At 45.5% G+C, this 22,192-nt stretch carries 18 protein-coding genes; 12 read left to right on the top strand and 6 right to left on the bottom strand.

Translation table 11 applies throughout. From position 1 onward, the window contains the following. Position 1: 1 nt before the first annotated feature. From ACRD67_RS14275 to ACRD67_RS14285, 3 genes are all read right to left on the bottom strand, one after another. On the bottom strand, positions 2-337 hold the full coding sequence (locus ACRD67_RS14275) for a PadR family transcriptional regulator (RefSeq protein ID WP_430967883.1): 336 nt from the start codon (positions 335-337) through the stop codon (positions 2-4). A 175-nt stretch (positions 338-512) separates the two neighbouring features. Further along, positions 513-1,025 (bottom strand): nuclear transport factor 2 family protein, encoded by a 513-nt coding sequence (locus tag ACRD67_RS14280; protein ID WP_430967884.1) that lies wholly within the window; start codon positions 1,023-1,025, stop codon positions 513-515. Beyond that, positions 1,025-1,507: a DUF4870 domain-containing protein gene (locus ACRD67_RS14285; protein WP_430967885.1), complete on the bottom strand. Its 483-nt coding sequence runs from the start codon at positions 1,505-1,507 to the stop codon at positions 1,025-1,027. Before ACRD67_RS14285 ends, ACRD67_RS14280 begins: the two co-directional genes overlap by 1 nt. A 197-nt stretch (positions 1,508-1,704) precedes the next feature. On the opposite strand from ACRD67_RS14285, the gene ACRD67_RS14290 reads away from it, so the two are divergent. The 5 genes from ACRD67_RS14290 to ACRD67_RS14310 all read left to right on the top strand — a co-directional run bounded on the left by ACRD67_RS14290 (position 1,705) and on the right by ACRD67_RS14310 (position 5,745). Then, positions 1,705-2,160, top strand: coding sequence for a DUF4442 domain-containing protein (locus ACRD67_RS14290; RefSeq protein ID WP_430967886.1), 456 nt, complete (start codon positions 1,705-1,707; stop codon positions 2,158-2,160). A gap of 883 nt (positions 2,161-3,043) precedes the next feature. Next, on the top strand, positions 3,044-3,844 hold the full coding sequence (locus tag ACRD67_RS14295; RefSeq protein ID WP_430967887.1) for a TIGR00266 family protein: 801 nt from the start codon (positions 3,044-3,046) through the stop codon (positions 3,842-3,844). Next, complete coding sequence (locus ACRD67_RS14300; RefSeq protein ID WP_430967888.1) at positions 3,844-4,497, top strand: DUF2461 domain-containing protein; 654 nt, start codon at positions 3,844-3,846, stop codon at positions 4,495-4,497. Before ACRD67_RS14295 ends, ACRD67_RS14300 begins: the two co-directional genes overlap by 1 nt. 129 nt (positions 4,498-4,626) lie before the next feature. Next, entirely contained in the window at positions 4,627-5,211 is a 585-nt protein-coding gene (gene nudK / locus ACRD67_RS14305) for a GDP-mannose pyrophosphatase NudK (protein ID WP_430967889.1), read from the top strand. A gap of 21 nt (positions 5,212-5,232) precedes the next feature. Next, positions 5,233-5,745, top strand: coding sequence for a peptide-methionine (S)-S-oxide reductase (locus ACRD67_RS14310; RefSeq protein WP_430967890.1), 513 nt, complete (start codon positions 5,233-5,235; stop codon positions 5,743-5,745). Here the strand turns inward: ACRD67_RS14310 and ACRD67_RS14315 are convergent. Beyond that, a complete protein-coding gene (locus tag ACRD67_RS14315; protein ID WP_430967891.1) occupies positions 5,735-6,910 on the bottom strand; it encodes a D-alanyl-D-alanine carboxypeptidase in 1,176 nt (391 codons plus the stop codon). The genes ACRD67_RS14310 and ACRD67_RS14315 overlap by 11 nt on opposite strands. 230 nt (positions 6,911-7,140) lie before the next feature. Between ACRD67_RS14315 and ACRD67_RS14320 the strand changes: the two genes are divergently transcribed. Together ACRD67_RS14320 and ACRD67_RS14325 are read left to right on the top strand one after the other, a co-directional pair. Next, positions 7,141-7,338, top strand: a complete 198-nt coding sequence (locus ACRD67_RS14320) for a hypothetical protein (protein ID WP_430967892.1) — start codon at positions 7,141-7,143, stop codon at positions 7,336-7,338. A 98-nt stretch (positions 7,339-7,436) separates the two neighbouring features. Continuing rightward, positions 7,437-7,844: a lipocalin-like domain-containing protein gene (locus ACRD67_RS14325; protein WP_430967893.1), complete on the top strand. Its 408-nt coding sequence runs from the start codon at positions 7,437-7,439 to the stop codon at positions 7,842-7,844. Here the strand turns inward: ACRD67_RS14325 and ACRD67_RS14330 are convergent, their stop codons facing one another. After that, complete coding sequence (locus ACRD67_RS14330; RefSeq protein ID WP_430967894.1) at positions 7,845-8,786, bottom strand: LysR substrate-binding domain-containing protein; 942 nt, start codon at positions 8,784-8,786, stop codon at positions 7,845-7,847. Between the two features lie 101 nt (positions 8,787-8,887). Here ACRD67_RS14330 and ACRD67_RS14335 point away from each other — a divergent pair, with 101 nt between their 5' ends. From ACRD67_RS14335 to ACRD67_RS14350, 4 genes are all read left to right on the top strand, one after another. Continuing rightward, a complete protein-coding gene (locus ACRD67_RS14335; RefSeq protein WP_430967895.1) occupies positions 8,888-9,367 on the top strand; it encodes a Dps family protein in 480 nt (159 codons plus the stop codon). A 75-nt stretch (positions 9,368-9,442) separates the two neighbouring features. Beyond that, positions 9,443-11,308 carry a sigma 54-interacting transcriptional regulator gene (locus ACRD67_RS14340; protein ID WP_430967896.1) on the top strand — a complete coding sequence of 622 codons (1,866 nt, stop codon included), beginning with the start codon at positions 9,443-9,445 and terminating at the stop codon, positions 11,306-11,308. Positions 11,309-11,483: 175 nt separating this feature from the next. Then, positions 11,484-12,035, top strand: a complete 552-nt coding sequence (locus ACRD67_RS14345) for an OsmC family protein (RefSeq protein WP_430967897.1) — start codon at positions 11,484-11,486, stop codon at positions 12,033-12,035. 68 nt (positions 12,036-12,103) lie between these two features. Next, positions 12,104-15,601: a 4Fe-4S binding protein gene (locus ACRD67_RS14350; RefSeq protein WP_430967898.1), complete on the top strand. Its 3,498-nt coding sequence runs from the start codon at positions 12,104-12,106 to the stop codon at positions 15,599-15,601. Positions 15,602-15,628: 27 nt separating this feature from the next. Here the strand turns inward: ACRD67_RS14350 and ACRD67_RS14355 are convergent, their stop codons facing one another. Then, the gene (locus tag ACRD67_RS14355) at positions 15,629-19,012 is read right to left on the bottom strand and encodes a tetratricopeptide repeat protein (protein ID WP_430967899.1); all 3,384 of its coding nucleotides are present in this window, start codon (positions 19,010-19,012) and stop codon (positions 15,629-15,631) included. 366 nt (positions 19,013-19,378) lie between these two features. Between ACRD67_RS14355 and ACRD67_RS14360 the strand changes: the two genes are divergently transcribed. Continuing rightward, positions 19,379-21,538: a TonB-dependent receptor gene (locus tag ACRD67_RS14360; protein WP_430967900.1), complete on the top strand. Its 2,160-nt coding sequence runs from the start codon at positions 19,379-19,381 to the stop codon at positions 21,536-21,538. Positions 21,539-22,192: the final 654 nt, after the last annotated feature.

Genomic DNA, 22,192 nt, shown 5'->3' on the forward strand with positions numbered 1-22,192 from the left:
GTTACTTGCTTTTAGTATTGGTTACCAGGTTCACGGCATGTCTTAGTTCGTCCCATGTAATGTTTAATTCTTTGAGGAACAATTTGCCGGTCTCGGTCAATGTGTAATATTTTCTCGGGGGACCTGAGGTGGATTCTTCCCAACGGTAGTTGAGCAATCCGGCATTTTTAAGTCTTGTTAGTAAGGGATAGATCGTACCCTCTACCACAAGCATCTTAGCGTCTTTCAGGGAATTCAGTATTTCGGAGGCATATTTGTCCTCTCCCCTAAGGATGGAAAGTATGCAGTACTCCAAAACCCCTTTGCGCATTTGTGCTTTTGTGTTTTCTATATTCATAATTTCTTTACGCTTTTGTTTACTCGCAGAAGACTTCTTCTTTTTTTCGGTATTTGATTTGGTCTTCAGCATGGTTTGACTGTTCGTTTTTTGATTGATGAATAAACATCCTTTTTGATTTGATTGATGATTAAATTCCCTTTTGATTTGGCGTGATTAAGACCAAATTTTTATTTTATTGATGCATTTGATGATCGTAACTGAGCTCCCTTTTAATTTTCCATCCACTGCTATCCTTGATCCATAGATGGGTGAACTTTGCGGTATCCCCGCGTTGATATTCGTTTTGTGCGTTCAAAAATTCGAACCGATGTACCCCGTGCTGAATGGCTCCGTAAAGTTCCCCGTTTTTGTACAGCGGATAGACCGCCAAACTGTTGGGCAACAAAATCCGTTTTGAGGCCTGTGGGGCCTTCGGATCGCGCTTGCCACAATTTTCCCGAGTGGAGGCGAGAAAAGTATCCCGTCCAAAAGTAGCTCCGCCCTTATCGTGGTAAAACTCAAAATCTTCGGTAAAAAGAGAAGCCATGGTCTCAGGGTCGCAGCGATTAAATGCAGCATCGAATAGGATACTGTCTTTGGTCTTAAGTGCGGCGTACAGCTCGGAATCTGCGGGTACCTGAGCAAGACCTGTAGCGGTTAAGGCCAGATAAATAATAAGGGGTACGATATATTTAAAAATCCACATTACTTGATAAAATTAATGGTGATGGGGTATTTGAAGGTCTCTCCTTCGTTAGTCCGTATGGTCGCCAAGATGGTATAGACTACATTGATCACAAACAACGCGGCCTGGGCCAAACCGGCAATGCCCAGGGGCCAAATAAAATGGTTAAACCTAAAATGATCGCTATCCAAATTGATATTGATTCCATTGAAGGGGTCAAAATCGGGAAAATCGAATAGTCCGTGTTCCAGAAAGCCAGGCAAAAAGCCTAGAAAAAATGGAACGGAAACGATGCCCAATACCAGGGAATACAACAGCAGGCTTATTTGAAAATTTAAGGCTTGCTTACCATTGTAGTCTACAAATTTATGCTCCTTCTTATTTGCCGTCCACAAAATTAATGGTAGTAGAAAATTCCCAAAAGGAATAAAATACTTGGAAAAAGTGGAGGCATGTATGATGGCCGATAAGTTTCGTTCGTGTTTGGAAATGGTCTCTGTCATGGCTCGTTAATTTGAATTCGATATCCGCTTGTCTTCTTCTTGTTGTAGCATATTAATATGAATAACATAATAACTTACAATGCAAATATATGGCTAAAAAAAGGTATTATGCAAAACATAGTACTTAAATTTAACTTTAATTTAACATTTTGGAAGTCGATAATTTTCAATACTTTTAGAAAAAATAAACGATTAAAATGGCTATGACTCCCCGTAAAATAAACCTGTTCTCCTTTGTTAAACTCCCGTCCGCATGGTGGTGCGGCGTACGACTAAAATACATGGACGGCGGAAAGGCGGTAGTCACCGTCACCCACCGTTGGATCAATCAAAATCCTTTTAAGTCTATGTATTGGGCGGTGCAGGGTATGGCCGCGGAGCTGAGCACAGGCGCCATGGTCACCAATCAAATTAGGGAAAGCGGCAGGAAAATATCCATGTTGGTTGCCAACAATACAGCCAATTTTTCCAAAAAGGCCACAGGAAAAATCACCTTTACCTGTGAGGACGGGCACCTTATAGGAAACGCCCTGAAGGAAACGATCTCTACCGGAGAGGGGCAGACCATTTGGATGAAATCCGTAGGTACCAACAAAGATGGAGTGGTTGTCTCCACCTTTAACTTTGAATGGACGGTGAAGTTAAAGGCTTAAGCTTACGGTTGATAATAAACAATGAACAATGAACAATAAGCAATAAGCAATGAACAATGAGCGACCTACAACTTGGACTTGAACAGTTGGCAGTGAACGATGAACAGTAGGCAGTTGACGGTTGGCAGTTGGCAGTTGGCAGTTCTCTGTGTTAGGTGTTGGATTATGAATTATGAGTGATGGGTGACGGGTGATGGGTTCTAAAGGGTGACTTTGATCTTGAACAGTGGGCAGTGGGCAGTGAACAATTATCAATTAACAATAAACAATGACCAGCCTTGAACTTTGAATCTGAACTTGAACAGTGAACAATGAACAGTAGGCAGTTGACGGTTGGCAGTTCTCTGTGTTAGGTGTTGGATTATGAATTATGGGTGATTGTTTCGCAATGAACAATTGGCAACGGCTTTTGGGCGTTTCACGGTTGATAATTGATGAATTACGAATATCGAAGGCCGAAATCACCGTTTGATCGGTCATTCCGCATTTAGTACGGAATCCATTTCTATTAAAAGTAGTTAGCAACAGTTGGTACTACACTAGGGGCTTAGCGTGTGGTGCGGTGCGCTAAAGTTGGCAGTCGCAGTGGGCAGTAAACAATTGTGAACCATGGGTGTTGGGTTATGGGTTAGGAATTATGAGAGATACGTCTCCTCTCACCTGGGAGAGGATTAAGGTGAGGGTCTTTTGAGCACCACGTTCCCAATACTAATCTCCGAATTCTCAAATGGACCCTCTTCGCTATGGCCTATTCCCTCTTCGCTTATGCCGAATTTAAGAGCCAACGGGTCATAAAGCTTGAAAAAACCCTGTGGCTTGACTAGTTTTGTAACAAAATCACTTCTTGGACAACTAACAACTGTTAACTATAAAAAGATATAAAATGAACGCACACGAAATAGACTACCACATTTACGGCGAGGAAATGCAGTATGTGGAAATAGAATTGGACCCTCAGGAAGCCGTTGTGGCCGAAGCCGGTAGCTTTATGATGATGGACACCGATATTAAGATGGATACCATTTTTGGCGATGGTTCCAATCAGGATACCGGCGTTTTGGGCAAGCTTTTTTCCGCAGGCAAGCGCCTCCTTACTGGGGAGAGTTTGTTTATGACGGCTTTTTTGAACGTGGGCCAGGGAAAGAAACAGGTGAGTTTTGCCTCGCCCTATCCCGGTAAAATATTGCCTATAGATCTGTCTGAGAAGCAAGGAAAATTTATTTGCCAGAAAGATGCCTTTTTATGTGCCGCCAAAGGGGTCTCCATAGGTATCGAATTTTCAAAACGCCTGGGCCGTGGACTCTTCGGTGGAGAAGGCTTTATTATGCAAAAGTTGGAAGGTGACGGCATGGCTTTTGTGCACGCCGGAGGTACCATGGCCAAAAAAGAGTTGGCGGCGGGAGAGGTCTTAAAAGTAGATACTGGATGTATTGTGGGCTTTACCAAGGACATCGATTATGATGTAGAGTTTGTAGGAGGCATTAAAAACACCGTTTTTGGAGGGGAAGGACTGTTCTTTGCCTCATTGCGGGGTCCGGGAACGGTCTATATACAGTCCCTGCCCTTTAGTCGATTGGCCGGTAGGGTATGGGCCGCAGCACCCAAGGGGGGTGGCAAGGACAAAGGTGAAGGAAGTATTTTGGGCGGTATTGGTGATTTGTTGGATGGCGATAACCGTTTTTAATGGATTTTAAACGCTTGTACGATTTCCTACGGGAATTGGAACGTAACAATTCCAAGGAGTGGATGGATGCACATCGGAAAAGGTACCAACAGGTCCGGACCGATTTGATCTATTGGCTCAATGACATGGATGCCACCCTGGCGGCTATCGATGACGGCTATTATCCCACAACGGGCAAAAAGGGCATCAATCGGATTAACAATAACCTGATGTTCCACCCCCATAAACCCATTTATAAAGACCATTTTGGAGCAGCGCTCGACAAAGCACCCGGAAGTGCGGATTTCTATCTGGAATTTGGCACCAAGGGCTCCATGCTCGCCGGTGGCTTTTGGAGACCAGAGCCCAAGGTCCTGCGGAGCATCCGCGATGCATTGGACTACGACGGGGAGGAGTTTAAAAAAATCCTGGCCAAAACATCCTTTAGGAATACATTTGGTGGATTGATGGAGGATGAAAAATTGAAAACGAGCCCCAAAGGGTTTTCCAATGACCACCCCCACATTGATCTGTTGCGCCTAAAAACCTTTGCAGTAATCCATCATTTTTCCGAAGCAGAGGTCTATAAGGAGAATTTTAAGGAAAAAGTGGTTCAGGTCTATAAGGAAATGCTCCCGTTCCGGAGGTATCTGAACCAGGCGGTGACCGTTTAATAGGTACCATGATCCCGTAAAAATTGAAGCTTTCCAGGCACAATGGTACTTTAAGGTTCTCACATTTTCTTTATTTCACGATCGAATGGCTATTATTGTCCATAATTTGTATAAAAACTTCCAAGAACAGTGAAAAACAATAAGGTAAGGAACATCCAAAAAAAGTTGTTGTCCGATAATTGGTACACATTGAACAAGTATACGTTCGACTATCGAAAGGAGGATGGACAATGGGAGACCCAGGAGCGTGAGGCCTACGATCGGGGTAATGGGGCCGTTATTCTTTTATACAACAAAACCAAAGGCACCGTGGTACTGACCCGTCAGTTCAGAATGCCCACCTATGTCAACGGAAATAGCAGCGGAATGATGATAGAGGCCTGTGCCGGGCTTCTGGATGGGGACCACCCAGAGGATTGCATAAAAAAAGAAGTGGAGGAAGAGACCGGCTATAAAATAGACCGGGTGAAGAAGGTTTTTGAAGCTTATATGTCCCCGGGCTCGGTAACGGAGATCCTCTTTTTTTTCGTCGGGGAATATGAGGACCGCATGAAGGTAGGCGAAGGGGGAGGTGCCCTTCACGAAAGCGAGAACATTGAGGTCTTGGAGTATTCTTTTGAACAGGCCAAGGAGATGATGGCTTTGGGCCAGATCAAGGATGCCAAAACCATTATGCTGCTGCAGTTTGCAGAGATCCACGCGTTATTTTCATAGGGACGGTCCGACCAAAGGGTTATGAAAAGGATTCAAAAAATTGCCTTTGGGGGCGGATGTCATTGGTGTACGGAAGCGGTTTTTCTATCGTTGAGGGGTGTGGTCCGGGTACAACAGGGCTTTGTGGCATCCGACGGGTCCAACAGCACATTTTCGGAGGCCGTAATCGTAGACTACGATGTGGAGCACATCGCCTTGGAAACCCTTATAGCAGTGCATCTGCATACCCATAATAGTACAAAGGAACATCGAATGCGAGATAAATATCGCTCTGCGATATACACCTTCACGGAAAAGGATGCGGTAAAGGCCCAAAACCTATTGGGTGTACTACAAAAGGACTTTGAAGAACCATTGGTCACACATGTACTGCCGTTCAAAAAGTTCACCCCCTCCGAGAAAGCATTCCATAATTATTATTATACCGATCCGGAAAGACCTTTTTGTACCACGTATATTGCGCCCAAATTAAAACTGCTTTTGACACAGTTTTCGGATCATGTGGATCGCAATAAGACCGGAGTTAAAGCGTAGCGATGATCAGCCGCAAGAGGGACTCCATTTCCTGCTTTATCTCGGCCGTGGGTTTCTTGAAATGGTTGTTCATAAAACTAAAGATTAAAGGCCTGCCGGTGGCGGTGACCAGATAGCCGCTAAGGCAGTAGTTGTTGCTCAAACTGCCCGATTTGGCATATATGGCAAGCCCATTTTCAACTGGGGTATCGCTAGATGCGGTCCATTTGGGAAATAGCGTAAACAATCGTTCCCTGGACAGTTCCCGGTACATTTTGTCGAGTACGGCAACCATGGATTCGGGTGTAAATAGATTGTATCGTGAAAGCCCTGAACCGTCTACCCATCTTGGGGCCTGTTTCAGGTCGCTCAAATAATGCTCAAGGACATACTCCCTCACTTTTTTACCGTTGAGCGAGTCGGAACGCGTAACCGAGGCCATTAGCAACATCTGTTCCGCTAGAAAATTATCACTTTCGTGCATCATCCGCCTATAAAGCGAATCGGAAGGGATGCTGTACAATATTTCTTTGGGCCCTTGGGGCATTTGGTCTATAAGTGTAATCCTTTTGCCCAACAAGCGTTCCAAAAGCTCTTGGGTCAAGGAGGGATCGGTTAGGTAGGGTACAAGCAGGGTATCCTGGCGTATTGGATTAAAATAAAAAATATTTTCCGCAAGTTCCCGATGCTGCCCATTGGAACCGGGGATTACCTTGTCCGCAAAATAGTCTGGAGAGATTCTTAGCGAATCCTGTTTGTAGATCATGGTGACATTACCATATAGGGGAAGGGCTGTTCGCTCAGGAGAGTAGTTGTACTGATAATCTTCCCATGCCCAGCCAGGGCCAAATTTTTCCTCGTAAAAATTATTGGGGGAGAAAGCAATGTTCTCGGAATTCCTTAAAAAGGTGAGTGCGGTACTATCCCTAAAATAAGGATGCAACAAGGACGGATCCCCGGTGCCTTCAACAAAAAGGGTATCGTTCCGTTGGAGATACTTCAGGGAAGGGATGGAACTGGGCAATAACTTTAAGGCCGTGTAAAGGGTAAATATTTTCGTATTGCTGGCGGGGGTAAAATACTTTTGACTGTTCATGGTGTACAAGGTATCCCGACTTTCAGGATCGTAAAGTAGAAAACCCAAAAAGTGGCCCTGATAAAGATCGGTATCCAGCGTTTTGTCCATTTTCTTTGTTAATCCAGCATATTTACTTGAAGAACAGCTTATTATAATGATAGAAAAAAAGATTAAAGCAAAAATATAGCCCAACGGACGTAAAGAAAATATCATGAATTTATGCGGTTTATTTTCGGATATTAACATGAAATTATTTAATTTTTAACGAACCACCTATAATAATTTTTACAGTTTTTGTTAACTTTATACGAAACAATCTAATTAAATAATATAAAAATATGCCTAGAGCTATGCTCGAGTACACTAAAACTGTGCTCCGGAAAGTTAGTTTTGATGCCAAATTATTTTGTAAAGAATTAAAAAAAGCGATTTCAAGATTATTGCCCCATGAAATCGAGGAACTCAGAGTCTGGCTGAGACAGTTTACAACAGATAAGCCAGAATTGAAACAAAGTCTAATGTATTTAAAAGCATAAAGAAAAGCCACCTTCCAGGTGGTTTTTTAGTTTTATCAAAGCAACCTTCTTTCGCTTTCTTCCTCTTTTGTACATATACAACGAAAATCCCTGTTGCCATGCGTTACTTCCTTCCTTTGTTCCTCCTCTTATTTATAGGGTGTTCCAATAACAAGCAGGAGCACAACGCTCCTCTTCCCTTAAGTGCAAGTGGACTCCTTGGAGCGTGGCAGTTGGAGGCGACAAGAATAAGTCCGGGCAGCCCTGTGGACTGGACCGAAGTATCCGATGGGTCAAGGTATACCTTTGAATCGGATCGGAGCTTTGACTTTGTCAGTTCGGATGACGCATCCCTGGGCAAATCGGGTTCATACGAGGTGGAAGAAAACCTGCTTACTTTACGCTATAGTGTCCAAGGGGAAAATGTAGCCCGTGTCTACTATATGAACTTTGAGGACGATAAGCTGGTACTACAGTTTGTAGGATGTATTGAGTCGTGTTCCGAGCGCTACCGCAGGATTAGGTGATCAACTTTTGTTCAAAGGACTTATGATTTCCACATCCTGAAAGGCTATGGCCCCACGCACAATACTGGAAATGACATCCTTTAGGGCCTCGGTAATCTGAATTTTGAGCTCGCTTTTATGATAGATAAGGCTCACTTCCCTTGCAGGTGATGGCTTGTCAAAGTATTTTAGGTTGTTCTTTTTGGTATCATCGAGTTCCAGGGTATTTAGGTAGGGTAACAAGGTCATGCCCAATCCCTCGTTGGATAGGTTTACCAAAGTTTCGAAGCTTCCACTTTGTAGTTGAAAGTGCTCATCGGAATAATTTTTGGAGTTATTGCATAGATTAATGACCCCATCCCTGAAACAATGTCCATCCTTTAAAAGAAGCACATCCTGAATCTCCAGGTCATTCGTACTGAGATTCTTTAAGGGCGCCAATCTGTGGCTTTTGGGAACATAACCTACAAAGGGCTCATAGTACAAAGGCCTTTCCTTGATAAATTCTATTTCCAAGGGGGTCGCCGCTATACCCGCATCCAAATGACCGTCCTGAATGTTGCGGATCAAGTTCTCCGTACTCTGTTCCTTGATAATAAGGTTTACTTTGGGATATTTGTTGATGAAGGTTTTTAGGAACATGGGCAACAGGGTGGGCATTACAGTAGGGATAATGCCCAGGACATATTCGCCTCCGATAAACCCTTTTTCCTGGTCCACAATATCCTTGATCCGCTCCGCCTCGTTCACGATATTCTTGGCCTGGTCCACAATCTTTTTTCCCACCTCCGTAATTGAGATGGGTTTTTTACTTCGGTCAAAGATCAATACGTCCAGTTCGTCCTCGAGCTTCTGTACCTGCATGCTCAAGGTAGGTTGGGTAACAAAACTCTTTTCCGCGGCCAAGGTGAAATTCTGATACTCCGCCACGGCCAGAACATACTGCAATTGTGTGATCGTCATCAAAATAGTTTTAGGATATAAAATTATAAAAACTATCAATAATTCTTATAGAAATCAGAATTTATATTTTATAATTTTATACTTGAATTAAAATCAGGACCATGAAATTAAACAGTATAGGGCTCAATGCCGACAAATCGAAAGCGTTAAGTGATGATTTAAACAGCTTATTGGCCAACTTCCAGGGCTATTATCAAAATTTAAGGGGAATCCATTGGAACATCAAGGGCAAACGGTTTTTTGACCTACATCTTAAGTTTGAGGAATTGTATACCGATGCCAATATGAAAGTTGATTTGATCGCCGAGCGTATCCTTACCTTAGGGGGCGTTCCATTACATACGTTCAAAGACTATATTCAAAATTCGGAAGTTCCAATAGGCAAGAATATTACGAAGGACGAGGATGCCATTCGCTTGATAGTAGATTCGTTAAAGGAGCTTTTGCTTATCGAAAGACGAATTTTGGATGCTTCGGATGAGGCTCAGGATGAAGGTACCAATGCTATGATGAGCGATTTCATCACAGAGCAGGAAAAAACCGTTTGGATGATGAAGGCCTGGTTGGCCGAGGAGATTTAAGGGTTCTTCCCTAAAATATGTGTGCCGACTTTTGTCAGTGTCTGCGTTGTATTAAATTCCAAATCTTTATATTTAATGCAAGGACAGTACACCATGGGGAACACCAAAGCACATCATGTCACGGCCTTTCTTTCAAAGGTGCCCTTTTTCTCAGAGGTTTCCGATTCTTCCTTGGATCATTTGAGCCAAAGGGTCTATATGGAGACCTTTGAGAGGAACGACACTATTTTTCAAAAGGGCGACATTGGGGAAGCCATGTACGCTGTGTTCAAAGGAAGGGTGAAGGTGCACGAAAGCAAACATGTGTACGGCCATCTTAGCACAGGCGATTGCTTCGGGGAATATGCGCTAATCGATAACCAGACCCGATCAGCTTCCGTGACCGCCGTGGAGGAGACCACAGTGCTAAAAATTGAACGGGATAGCTTTATTGACCTCATGTCTACTGACAGTGGGTTTGCCCAGGGCATCCTGTCCGTCATGATCAAAAGGCATCGGGAACTCGATGCCATCCAAGAGCATTTGGCCGCTTCCAAGCAGGAAATCGAAATTGGTAGTGCTAAGATGAGCGGACTGATCAATGGGGCCATGGATGCCATTATCATGTTCAATACCGAATTTAAGATTGTACTGACCAACCCATCGGCGCATCGCTTGTTGGAGAACAAGGATGTGCTACAGCGAAACGTCCTGTTTTTTTTCGACGAAGAGAGCGCCAAACTGCTTGAATCCCTGGTGAAATTGCGACGGGACAATTCCCACACCCAGAACAATTATCTCCCCGATGTGATCACCGTAATCGGCAGCGAAGGCAGGGAGACCCAGAACGAGGGAACCCTGAGCAGCTATGGCAGCGGAAAGGATATCTTCTTTACCCTGATATTGCGAAATATTGAAGAACGCCTAAAGACCGAGGACAAAATCAATCTGCTTACCAAGCGCACGCAATACCTGGAGGAAGAAATCAAGGAGCTCACCAGTAGTTACGGTATTTTGGCCGAAGACCCAAGCATGTTGGAGGTGTTAAACCAGATACAGCAGGTGGCCGGTACCGATGCCACGGTATTGATCAATGGCGAGACAGGAACCGGAAAGGAACTGGTGGCCAGGGCCATTCATCAAGCGAGCAATAGAAATGGCAAACCAATGGTTCGGATAAACTGCGGGGCCATTCCCGCCAATTTGATCGAAAGCGAATTGTTCGGGCATGAAAAAGGCGCATTTACAGGAGCTGCCGCAAGCAGAAAAGGCCGCTTCCTATTGGCAGAAAAGGGCACCATTTTTTTAGATGAGATCGCAGAACTGCCGTTGGATCTGCAACCCAAACTGTTGCGGGTCATTCAAGAGGGAGAATTTGATCCCTTGGGAAGTTCCGAGACCATTAAGGTAGACGTCCGCATCATTGCAGCGACCCATAGAGACCTGCTGGATTATTCCGCAAAGGGCAGGTTTCGGGAAGATCTCTACTATCGCTTAAATGTATTTCCCATCCAAGTACCGGCCTTAAGAGCTCGCGGTAACGACCTCTGTTTAATTGCCCAGGAAATGATCGACCAGTTTTCATCAAAACTGAACAAACCCAGAGTGGCCCTGTCCGAGGCAGATAAGGCTTTGCTGCGCTCTTATCACTGGCCAGGTAATGTCCGCGAGCTTCAGAACCTTGTAGAGCGCGCAGTCATCGTTTCCCAGAACGGTACCATAGAATGGAGCGATATAATACCCAAGGAAGCAGGGAGTGGTACGGTCGGAAAGCACCCTACAAGTGAAACAATACTTAGCGCCGAACAGCTAGTTGCCCTGGAAAGGGAGAATATTCTACGCGCCCTTAAAAGGACGCAATGGAAAATTTCCGGAAAAAACGGCGCCGCCGCCCTACTAAAACTATCTCCCACAACACTCACTTCCAAAATTAAGGCCCTGGGCATCGTACGACCCGTATAGATTCACGAAATCTCATTATTTTGATAACGATATTTCGTAAATAAACGAAATATCGTTAATCTTTTATTATCTCATAATCGTTGTAATAATTTGATAATCAATAAGTTAAATAGTTTGGCACGCCAACTGCATAGGTAAGGGAAACAAAAATGTTTAACAAATAAATTTAATTAAAATGATTACAACAGCAAACATGAAAAACGGAGTAAACGTAGATCAGTTGGTAGAAACTATCGAAGCGGTACAAGGAAACCCCGAACTGGCTAAATTTGAATTCAGAACCAAAAACAATTGGATCGAAGGCGGTCACTGTGTATCTAGCGTAAAAAGCTTTTACGGTGTGGGTGCAGAGGACACCTCCAGAAAGGAAACCTTTACCATGGAATGTGACCACCCCAATGTATTATTGGGAGAGGACAAAGCAGCTACACCTGCCGAAGTTGTGCTCCATGCCTTGGGTTCATGCCTAACAGGGGCCATGGTCTACCACGCCGCTGCCAATGGTATTGATATTGAAGGTGCGGAATCTTCTTTGGAAGGTGGCATTGACCTTCACGGTTTCCTTGGATTGGATGCAGAAATCAGGAAAGGTTTCGATGGTATCAAGTTTAAGCTAAAAGTAAAGTCCGATGCCTCTGTAGAGCAATTGGAGAACTTGGCGAGATTTTCCCCCGTGTTCGACATGATCACCAATCCTACCCCAGTTTCAATAGAAATTGTAAAGTAAATTTACTCAAAGGCCGTTCCAAAAAATATGGGGAGCGGCCTTTTTACTTCCCACCAAGACCCTCTAGAATGGCACATTTCCCTAACATAAAAAATGAAAAACATATGGTAGCCACGGCAAACCAAGCTGTGGCGAAAATGGCCTACCAGACCAACGAAGTATGCGCCATTTACCCGATTACACCAGCCTCCGAAATGTCGGAGTTGGTAGAGGAAATGCACGCCAAGGGCCAGCAAAATTGTTTTGGGCAGTTGCCAGAAGTTTTTGAAATGCAAAGCGAGGCCGGCGTGGCTGGAGCCATGCACGGTGCCCTGCAAACGGGCTCCTTAGCAACCACTTTTACCGCTTCACAAGGGCTCTTGCTCATGCTGCCCAATATGTATAAAATAGCGGGCGAACTTACGCCCAACGTAATTCATGTGGCCACCCGATCCCTTGCCACCCATGCACTTTCGGTCTTCGGGGACCATAGCGATATCATGGCGGCACGACATACGGGATATGCCTTTTTGGGCGCAGCGTCCGTGCAGGAAGCCATGGATTTTGCATTGCTTGCCCAAGCAGCTACTTTGGCTTCTCGTATTCCATTTGTACATTTTTTTGATGGTTTTAGGACCTCTCATGAAACCGCAAAAATTGCGGACGTGTCGGATAAAGTGATTCGGGAAATGATCGATTTGGATCATATCCAAGAACACAGGGATCGTGCACTAAACCCAAACAAGCCGGTTATACGTGGCACCTCTCAAGGGGCCGATGTCTTTTTTCAAAGTCGGGAAGCTACCAATTCCTACTATGCCGACTGCCCAACCATTGTGCAGCATCAAATGGACCAATTTTCCAAATTGACCGGAAGAAGCTATAGGATTTTTGATTATGTGGGCCACCCAGAGGCAGAACAGGTGATCATCGCCATGGCCTCGGCCACGGAAACCATAGAAGAAACCGTACATTATTTGAATGCAAAGGGTGAAAAAACAGGACTCATTAAAGTACGGTTGTACAGACCTTTTAGTGCCCAGCATCTAATCTCAGCTTTACCAGGCTCCTGTACCTCCATTGCCGTTTTGGACCGGACCAAGGAACCGGGCGCTACCGGTGAACCGCTATACCTGGATGTTGTTCAATCTTTGATCGCACATAGGAACACCTTTGAACGACTGCCCCAAGTGGTGGGTGGGCGATATGGCCTATCTTCCAAAGAATTCACACCGTCCATGGTAGTGGCGATCATCAATAATTTAAAAAAGGAAAGCCCAAAAAATGGTTTTACCGTAGGCATCCAGGACGACCTGACGGGGTTGAGCCTCCCGTACCAAGCCGAAGACCCTGTACTCGATCAAAGTTATAATGCACTTTTCTATGGCACAAAGTCCGATAGCTCCCTTCACAGCTTTAACAACACCCTACAATATATCGGGAACCATACCTGGCACCAGGTCCAAGGTTATGTAGAATGCGACTATAAAAAATCGAACTCCAGAAGTGTGGCCAATCTACGATTGTCACCACAGCCCATAAAGGCACCCTACCTAATTTCGCAGGCCGACTTTGTAGCCTGCAGTGCTGTTGAATTTTTGGAAAACGACAATGTAATGACACGATTAAAATCGGGTGGAACATTGTTGGTACATTCCGTTTTGGACTGCACAACCTTTTGGAAAAATCTTTCGGTAACCGTACGTAGGCAGATCCGGGAACAGCGTATTTCGCTCTACCTTGGAGACTTCAATAGCCTTCCAGAACACTATCTGATGGATCATCATGGCATTTCAGGACTGCAACAGGGACTTTTCGCCATGAGCAAGACCTGGGGGATGAAAGCGGACCAGTGGCAACTTTTAAAAAATCTGGAACGGGTAGATACTACAACAGAAATGGATGACATAAACCCCATACCAATGGACGATGGCGATTTTGCTGAAACCCTTTTGGGAAAATTACTTGCGGGCAAGGGGGACGAGCTGCCAGTAAGCGCATTACCTGTTGATGGCACCTTCTCCAGTGACACCGCTAAATTTAATACCCCCAACAGTCACCTGGAAATCCCTGAATGGGACCCCAATTTGTGCGTTCAGTGCGGGGCGTGCAGCCTGGCCTGCCCCCAAGCTACCCTACGGATCAAGGTCTATGAAGATGCGTATTTAACAGAGGCCCCCGAGGGATTAAAAGCTACCAAGGCCATAGATGAGATCTGGGCGGTTGATCTGTTGAACTATACCATTCAAGTACAGCCAGACCAATGTACTTCCTGCAACAACTGTGTTGAAGCCTGTCCGGCCAAAGCGTTGAGCATGGTGGACAAACTTCCGGTTGTGGAAGACCAAAAGAAAAACTGGGCGTACTTTGAGTGCATTCCTGAAATGGACCGTTCCAAAATTGATGTGATGGACATGGGGCAACAACAATTGCAGGAACCCCTGTTCAAATACTCCGATGGGGTTGAGGGTTGTGGAGAGGCACCCTATCTTAAATTAATCTCCCAGCTTTTTGGAAATAGGATGCTGGTAGCCAATGCCACCGGGGCAAGTTCCATTTTTGGTGGTGCCTTGCCTACAACTCCCTGGGCCAAGGACTCACAGGGTAGAGGTCCCGCTTGGTCCAACTCGCTCTTCGAGGACAATGCAGAGTTTGGCCTGGGCTTTAGGCTTTCCCAGGACAGGCAGGAACATGCGGCTAGAAAACTGCTCAAAAACCTTAGGGACCAACTAAACGTTGATTTGGTACATGGGATATTACAGGCCGCACAGACCAACGAGGCCCAAATAGAAGCACAGCGCAAACGTGTTGCCCAATTAAAGACCGTGTTGAACGGTATAAACACCAAAGATTCTGAGCAGCTACTTGGACTGGCGGACAGTTTGGTAAAAAAAAGCGTATGGATCGTTGGGGGCGATGGTTGGGCCTATGATATTGGATATGGAGGGCTGGACCATGTTATCGCTTCGGGCAAAAATGTAAACATCCTGGTGATGGACAATGAGGTCTATTCCAACACAGGCGGACAAATGTCCAAGGCCACCCCGTTGGGGGCGGCGGCCAAATTTGGTAGTGGGGGCAAACGGCAACAGAAAAAAGACTTGGGTCAATTGGCCATGTGCTATGAAGATGTCTATGTGGCCTCTGTGGCCATAGGCGCGGATCCGCAGCAAACGATAAAGGCCCTGGTGGAAGCGGAACAATATGACGGCCCGTCATTGATCATTGCCTATTGCCATAGTCCCGCCCATGGAATTGATATGAAAAATCCGGCCCAGTATCACGAGATGGCGGTAGCCTCAGGGCAGTGGTTGTTGTATAGAAATGATCCCCAGAGAAGCCAACAGGGTCTAAACACCCTGCAACTAGACTCAGGACTACCCTCCTTGCCCTTGGAGCACTATCTTCGTACAGAAGAACGTTTTTCAAAACTTTTTAAGCAGGACAAGGACCATTCCACTGGACTTATGGAGCAACTACAGCAAAAGGTGAACCAGCGTTATCGCCACTATTTGTCTCGGGCCGAAATTTCAAACCAGCTCCAATATGAAGGAATGGTCAATTTTTTGAATTCAAAACTAAATTAGGGCAGGGTGGGCGAGTAGGTGTTCAAATCACTTCTGATCCAGGGTGTTTACCACGTCCCAGTCTTCAGGGGTTCCGGCAATGGTATATTCCGCCGATTTGGTGACAAAATACTTGGCCACCCTATCCCTAGGGTTTTTGCCCAACACCCTGTCAAAAGCGGCGGCAGCCTTTGGAAATTCATTTTTGAAAAAGTGTTCGAGCCCTTTGTTGAACTCCTTCAAGGTCTTTATTTTAAGGGCCACATCGGCAGCGGGATCCCCATCAAAACATTCATAAATTCCAATAGCCTTGTCCTTGCCCTTTACCCGTACCATTCCCAGATACCTAAAATTGTAGGCATCCTTGTTTTCAATGGTCTTTAAACTATCCTCGCTCAGGATAAGTTGGGCGCCATAATATTTGGTCACCCCCTCCATGCGGGAAGCTGTGTTCACGGTATCGGCGATGATGGCGGTGTCATTCCGGTTCACATCCCCAATGATACCCATGACCAAAGGCCCGGTATGCAATCCCATGCCCACGGAAATAGGGACAAAGCCTTCCTTCACCCTGCGTACATTGTATTCGGTAACGGCCTTTTGCATGTCTATGGCGGCCTGTAGGGCATGTGCCGCCTCGTGGGGGAAGAGGGCCATAATGCCATCGCCCAGATATTGGTTAACAAAGCCTTTGTTCTGTTGTATAAGGGGCCCCATCTTGCCCACATAGGCATTGACAAATTTAAAGTTTTGCCTGGGGGTCATGCTCTCGGCCAATTGGGTGTAGTTCCGAATGTCCGAAAAAAGCACGGTTACCTCTTTCTCTATATGATCGCCCAACTCCACATCTGTGATGGCCTCGCGCCCTACGGATTTTAAAAACTCGGTCGGTACAAACTTGCTGCTGGCCCGGTGGATGCCGTTGAGGTTTAAATGGGTTTTAATGCGGCTCAGCAATTCATTTTTTGAAAAGGGTTTGGTTAAATAGTCATTGGCCCCCACATTAAAACCGGAAACCAGATCACTGACCCTGTTCTTGGCCGTTAACAGCACAACCGGGAGTTCACTGGCCATGTAGTTTGCCCTGATGGCTTCACACACTTCAAATCCGGACATACCGGGCATCATGACATCAAGCAGCACTAAGTCAAAAGGGTTTTCATCTTGGAGCAGGGCCAAGGCCTCTGGCCCACTGGAAACTTCGGTAACCCTGTATCCGGCCACCGTGAGATGGTTCTCCAAAACACGTCTGTTTACGGGTTCATCATCCACAATCAAAATGAAGCCCTTAACATTCTTGGGAATTTCCACTAGGAGGGAAGTGGTGCCCTCCCGGGATACATCCGCTTGTACCGTGCTGATTTTTTCTTGCCCAAGGGCCTCAGCTGGAACTATATTTTCCCTGCTCTTGTTACTTTTGGGCAAGGTGAACCTAAAGGTAGACCCTTTGCCCAAGGTAGAGGTCACCTCAATATTTCCCTTATGGAGCTCTACCAATTGCTTGGTCACGGAAAGCCCCAGGCCGGTGCCTCCGTATTCCCGTTCAATACGACCATCCACCTGCTCGAACTGTTTAAAAATGCGCTCTAATTTTTCCCCCGGAATTCCAATGCCGGTATCCGAGACCGAAATGGACAGCATGCCATTGATTTCCTTGGCATCTACCGTAATGCTTCCCTTTTCCGTGAATTTAATGGCATTCCCTATAAGGTTGTGCAGTATTTGCTGCAATCGGTTTTCATCGGCTTCCACCAAAGGGATATCCTTGGGAATGGCATTGACGAATTTTATCGGTTTGCGCTGCACAAAGGGCTCGGAAAGTTTCAGCACCACATCTACCGCGGCCCTGATATCCAACGGCTGCAAGGCCAATACCAGATCCCTGTTCTTTAGCTTGGAAAAATCCAGAATATCGTTTACCAGGTGCGACAGCCGTTTTCCGCTGTTGGCGATCATATCCAAATTTTCATGCGCCTTAGGGGGCAATGCTCCCGCTACCCCATCCTTTAGGGATTCCGTAAGTCCTATAATGCCATTGAGCGGGGTGCGCAGTTCATGTGAGGTATTGGCCAGGAACTGATCTTTTAGCTGATCAACCTGCTTTAAACGGGCTACCATGGTACGTTCCCGGTCCAATTTTTTACTTTTTTGCCGGGATTGCCAATAAATACCTCCCAAGAGCAACAGTCCCAATCCTCCGAACACCACAAGATTGAACAAATTGCGTTGCTTGCTCAGGTCTTTCTCGAACAAAACCTCCTGTTCTGCCCTTTGTTTGTGGAAGGCTATACTGTCCGATAGCTGTTGCTTCTCAAACAGGTACTGCATTTCCTGTCGGGTAATTTCAGCGGTTTTTTCCCTAGTGAACAGTGAATCGCTTACCGTCACGTACCGTTTATAATATTCCAATGATTTGCTAGCATTCCCCAATCCTTCCCACGCACTGCTCAAGCATGAACATGCCGATTTTTGGATGGGGAGCGCCCCCATATCCATACTTAGCTGCAAACTCTTTTCACAATCGTTCTGTGCCTGCCTATAGTTTTTTTGGTAGAGATAGCTCCTCCCCCGATACAAATAGACAGAGGCCAGGCCTTCCCGATCGTTGATTTCCATTTTAATACGTACACTCCTGTTGAAATAATCCAGCGCCTTTGAAAAATCGCCTTGCAAATTGTACACTTCCCCAATGTTGCTAAAAGCACGTGTCATGGACATCTTATCGTTCACCTCTTCGGCGATTTCAACACTTTTCATCAAATTTTCCAGGGCCAGGGCATATTTTTTTTGGTTGGTATATACCAGTCCAATATTGTTATAAGTAAGGGCTTGGGCGCGTTTATCGCCAAGCTCCTTTTTTATGGAAAGGCTATAGGTATAATACTCCAAGGCCTTTTCATTGTTCAGCTGACGAATAAAAACATTACCCAAATTATTGGTAGCACGTGATATGCCGGGCCTGTCATTCAATTCTTCGGCCAGCTTTAGGCCCTCGAGCAAGTGTTCAATGGCCTGAGGGTAATTTCCAAGCTCATAATAGACCGTGCCAATATTACTAGAGGTGGTAGACAAACCCTTTTTGTCATCCAGTTGCAACAAGAGGCGGTGGCTTTCCTGAAAAGCATCGAGCGCGGCCCGGAAATTTCCCTGTACGGCATAGCTGTTGCCGATATACCTATGGGCCGTTGCCCTCCATTTGGGGTTGCCGCTGTTTTCCGCCAATCGCAAGACCTTATACCCAGTGGCCCTTGCCGTGTCCAGGTTTTGTCTAAACTGTAGCTTCAAAATATCCATGCCTGCCCTGTACCTTAAGGAATCGGGCTGCATAGTATCTTCCCAGATGGTCGTTAGACTGTCCATCTTGCTGTTCTGGGCCTGGGAGGAAGGGCACCACACCATCACCAAAAGGAATATGGAGATAACCGTTTTCATTTTATTGGGTGGGGAAGTGTCTAGTTTTTGGTTGTCGCAATACTTAAATGTAGTGTTTATAGTGGAAAGAACAAAAAGGACCTACATTCCTGTAAGTCCTCTCTGATTTGAAGCGATGAATTTTAGTCAAAAATGGATGTTGTATTCCAGGTGTTCATCTGTTTTGTGTTTAGGCACTACCCATGCCCTAAAACTGGGAACAGCCTTATTTTTGAAACAGCTGCTGCTGAGCTGTAGTTTTTAAGGCCTGAATTGTAATCGGATTTTTTATTTCCGATTCAGTCCAAAAAATAAACAATTCGGTCATGTTATTTATGGGAAGCGTAGGGCTTGGAGCATTTTTGTACCATCAAAATGCAAATAGCCATGAAACAAATTACACTGATCGCCTTCTTGCTTACCACAAGCCTATTCTTTGGGCAAACCACGGTTTCAGGGGTCGTCACCGACCAAAAAAACAGACCTATTGTGGGGGCCAACGTGTATTTGGAAGGCACCTATGACGGTGCTTCCACCGATGCCAATGGTCTTTTTTCCTTTGAGACCTCGGAGACCGGCACCCAAAACTTGATCGTTTCCATGATGTCGTACGAAACCTATATGCAGGCCGGGGATGTATCTTACTTCAAGGATTTGGCCATTAAACTGTTCGAAACCATAAACAGCCTCACCGGGGTTACGCTTACTGCAGGTACTTTTGAGGCGGGCGATAACTCCAAGGTGTCCGTGCTTAAGCCTTTGGATATTGTTACCACGGCAGGTGCGGCAGGCGATTTTGTGGGTGCCTTGCAGACCTTGCCTGGAACCTCAACGGTAAATGAAGACGGGCGCCTTTTCGTACGTGGTGGCGAAGCCAACGAGACCCAGGTCTTTATAGACGGCCTTAGGGTATTTCAACCCTTTAGTCCCACCGCGAACAACATTCCCACCCGTGGCCGGTTTTCCCCTTTTCTCTTTAAGGGCATTACCTTTAGCACCGGAGGGTATTCTGCGGAATACGGGCAAGCTTTGTCCAGTGTACTGTTGTTGAATACCACAGATCTGCCCGATCAGGAAAAAACGGATATTGCTGTCATGTCCGTTGGTGGTGGCCTGGGCCATACGGAAATTTGGGGCGATCAGTCCCTGAGTATAAACACCTCCTACATCAATCTAGCACCTTATGAATCCCTGATTTCTTCGGACCAAGGGGTACGTTGGAACAAGCCTTTTGAAGCCTTATCGGGCGAAGGCGTATTTAGAAGCAAAGGGGAGAAAAGCATGTTTAAACTATACACCGGCTTTTCCCATAGCAATTTGGACATCGATCAGGAGGATATCAATTTTGAGGAATTTGTCCGCTTCCGTCTAAAAAACAACAACCTCTACTTCAACGGCTCCTACAAACACTTTCTCGATAAGGAATGGACGCTAAGCACCGGCGCCAGCATCTCACTCGACAACAATGATATCAATCTTGAAAACAACCTCATAGCGACCAAGGAAACGGCTACGCACTTTAAACTAAAATTGAGAAAAAGTTTTAGCAACCGCTTTATGTTGCTCTTTGGGGCGGAACATTTTATACAGGATTATGAGGACACTTTTACCGATACCGATGGGACCCCCTTCCAGAGCGGCTTTACCGACCGTCTGAGCGCCGGTTTTGCAGAGGCCGATATTTTTCTGAGCAATAGCTTTGCCATGAAATTGGGCCTACGGGCCGAATATTCGGGATTTATGGAAGAGTTTACCCTGGCGCCCAGGACCTCCCTGGCCTACAAAAGTGGCAAAAAAGGGCAGTTTTCCCTGGCCTATGGCAATTTTTACCAAAATCCGGCGACGGAAAATCTGAAGTTCGATCAAAGTTTGCGTACCGAAAGGACCTCCCACTATATTCTTAACTATCAGTATGCACACAGCGGTAAAACCTTTAGGGCCGAAGCCTATTATAAGGATTACGCTAATTTGATCAAGTACGATACGGAACTTCCACAATTCAACAGCGACTTCAACAATTTGGGAAACGGATACGCCGCCGGCCTCGATATTTTTTGGAGAGACAACAAGAACATTAAGAACCTGGATTACTGGGTCTCGTATTCCTATTTGGATACGGAGCGCGACTACCTAAATTTTAGGGAGGCGGCTACACCCAATTTTGCATCAACCCACAACTTTTCACTCGTTACCAAGTATTGGGTAAACAAATGGCGGTCCCAACTGGGATTGTCCTATAGGTTTTCATCTGGCCGTCCCTACGATGATCCCAATACATCCGGTTTCCTGGCCGAACGGACCACGTCCTTCAACAATTTGAGCTTCAACTGGGCCTATCTGATCTCCCAGCAGAAGATATTGTACTTCTCCGTGAGCAACCTTTTGGGGTTCAACAACGTAAACGGATATCAGTACAGCGATACCCCTAATGTGGATGGCGTGTTTGAGAGGAGGACCATACAGCCCGCGGCCGACAGTTTCTTTTTTGTCGGATTCTTTTGGACCATAAGCACGGATAAGAAGAGCAATCAGTTGGATAATCTATAGTTGTACCAAATTCAGAGGTCAGAGATCAGAGGTCAGGATTCAGAGGTCAAAGTTCAAGTCCAAGTTCAAGCTCAAAGTTGCCATTGAGAACCCATCATCCATAATTCAAAATTCATAATTGTTCACTACCCACTGCCAACTGTGACTGTCCACGGTTTACTGTTCAAGATTCTTCGCTTCTCTGCACTGCGCTCTGAATGACAACACGCATTGATTTGTCATTCCGAGCCTGCGAGGAATCTCTGGCACCATTACCCACTGTCTACTGCCCTCTGCTGACTGCCCACTGTTTACCGTTTACCGTTTAGGAACGGAACATTGTTTATTGCTAATTGTTTATTGTTCATTGTTTACTGCCTACTGCCTACTGTTCACTGTCTCTGGTTTCTGGTTTCTTGTTTACCGTTCATTGTTCACTGCTAAGTGTTCATTCTTTACCGCCTACCATCAATCCTTGGCGCCTACTGCTCACTGTTTACTGTTTACTGTTTACCGTTTAGGAACGGAACATTGTTTATTGTTCATTGTTTACTGCCTACTGCCCACTGTTTCAGGTTTCTCGTTTATTGCTAATTGCTAATTGCTAATTGATAATTGATAATTGTTCATTGATTACTGCCCACTGCCAATGTAACAAGCATCGCCTTTAGTAAA

It is taken from the genome of Eudoraea algarum (assembly GCF_050589645.1).
Lineage (GTDB): Bacteria > Bacteroidota > Bacteroidia > Flavobacteriales > Flavobacteriaceae > JBNGOQ01.

What these genes read in the sequence shown, in the direction of transcription:
- ACRD67_RS14275 (WP_430967883.1), bottom strand. Translation starts at nt 337, where the DNA reads ATGAATATAGAAAACACAAAAGCACAAATGCGCAAAGGGGTTTTGGAG.
- ACRD67_RS14280 (WP_430967884.1), bottom strand. Translation starts at nt 1,025, where the DNA reads ATGTGGATTTTTAAATATATCGTACCCCTTATTATTTATCTGGCCTTA.
- ACRD67_RS14285 (WP_430967885.1), bottom strand. Translation starts at nt 1,507, where the DNA reads ATGACAGAGACCATTTCCAAACACGAACGAAACTTATCGGCCATCATA.
- ACRD67_RS14290 (WP_430967886.1), top strand. Translation starts at nt 1,705, where the DNA reads ATGGCTATGACTCCCCGTAAAATAAACCTGTTCTCCTTTGTTAAACTC.
- ACRD67_RS14295 (WP_430967887.1), top strand. Translation starts at nt 3,044, where the DNA reads ATGAACGCACACGAAATAGACTACCACATTTACGGCGAGGAAATGCAG.
- ACRD67_RS14300 (WP_430967888.1), top strand. Translation starts at nt 3,844, where the DNA reads ATGGATTTTAAACGCTTGTACGATTTCCTACGGGAATTGGAACGTAAC.
- ACRD67_RS14310 (WP_430967890.1), top strand. Translation starts at nt 5,233, where the DNA reads ATGAAAAGGATTCAAAAAATTGCCTTTGGGGGCGGATGTCATTGGTGT.
- ACRD67_RS14315 (WP_430967891.1), bottom strand. Translation starts at nt 6,910, where the DNA reads ATGGACAAAACGCTGGATACCGATCTTTATCAGGGCCACTTTTTGGGT.
- ACRD67_RS14320 (WP_430967892.1), top strand. Translation starts at nt 7,141, where the DNA reads ATGCCTAGAGCTATGCTCGAGTACACTAAAACTGTGCTCCGGAAAGTT.
- ACRD67_RS14325 (WP_430967893.1), top strand. Translation starts at nt 7,437, where the DNA reads ATGCGTTACTTCCTTCCTTTGTTCCTCCTCTTATTTATAGGGTGTTCC.
- ACRD67_RS14330 (WP_430967894.1), bottom strand. Translation starts at nt 8,786, where the DNA reads ATGACGATCACACAATTGCAGTATGTTCTGGCCGTGGCGGAGTATCAG.
- ACRD67_RS14335 (WP_430967895.1), top strand. Translation starts at nt 8,888, where the DNA reads ATGAAATTAAACAGTATAGGGCTCAATGCCGACAAATCGAAAGCGTTA.
- ACRD67_RS14340 (WP_430967896.1), top strand. Translation starts at nt 9,443, where the DNA reads ATGCAAGGACAGTACACCATGGGGAACACCAAAGCACATCATGTCACG.
- ACRD67_RS14345 (WP_430967897.1), top strand. Translation starts at nt 11,484, where the DNA reads ATGATTACAACAGCAAACATGAAAAACGGAGTAAACGTAGATCAGTTG.
- ACRD67_RS14350 (WP_430967898.1), top strand. Translation starts at nt 12,104, where the DNA reads ATGGCACATTTCCCTAACATAAAAAATGAAAAACATATGGTAGCCACG.
- ACRD67_RS14355 (WP_430967899.1), bottom strand. Translation starts at nt 19,012, where the DNA reads ATGAAAACGGTTATCTCCATATTCCTTTTGGTGATGGTGTGGTGCCCT.
- ACRD67_RS14360 (WP_430967900.1), top strand. Translation starts at nt 19,379, where the DNA reads ATGAAACAAATTACACTGATCGCCTTCTTGCTTACCACAAGCCTATTC.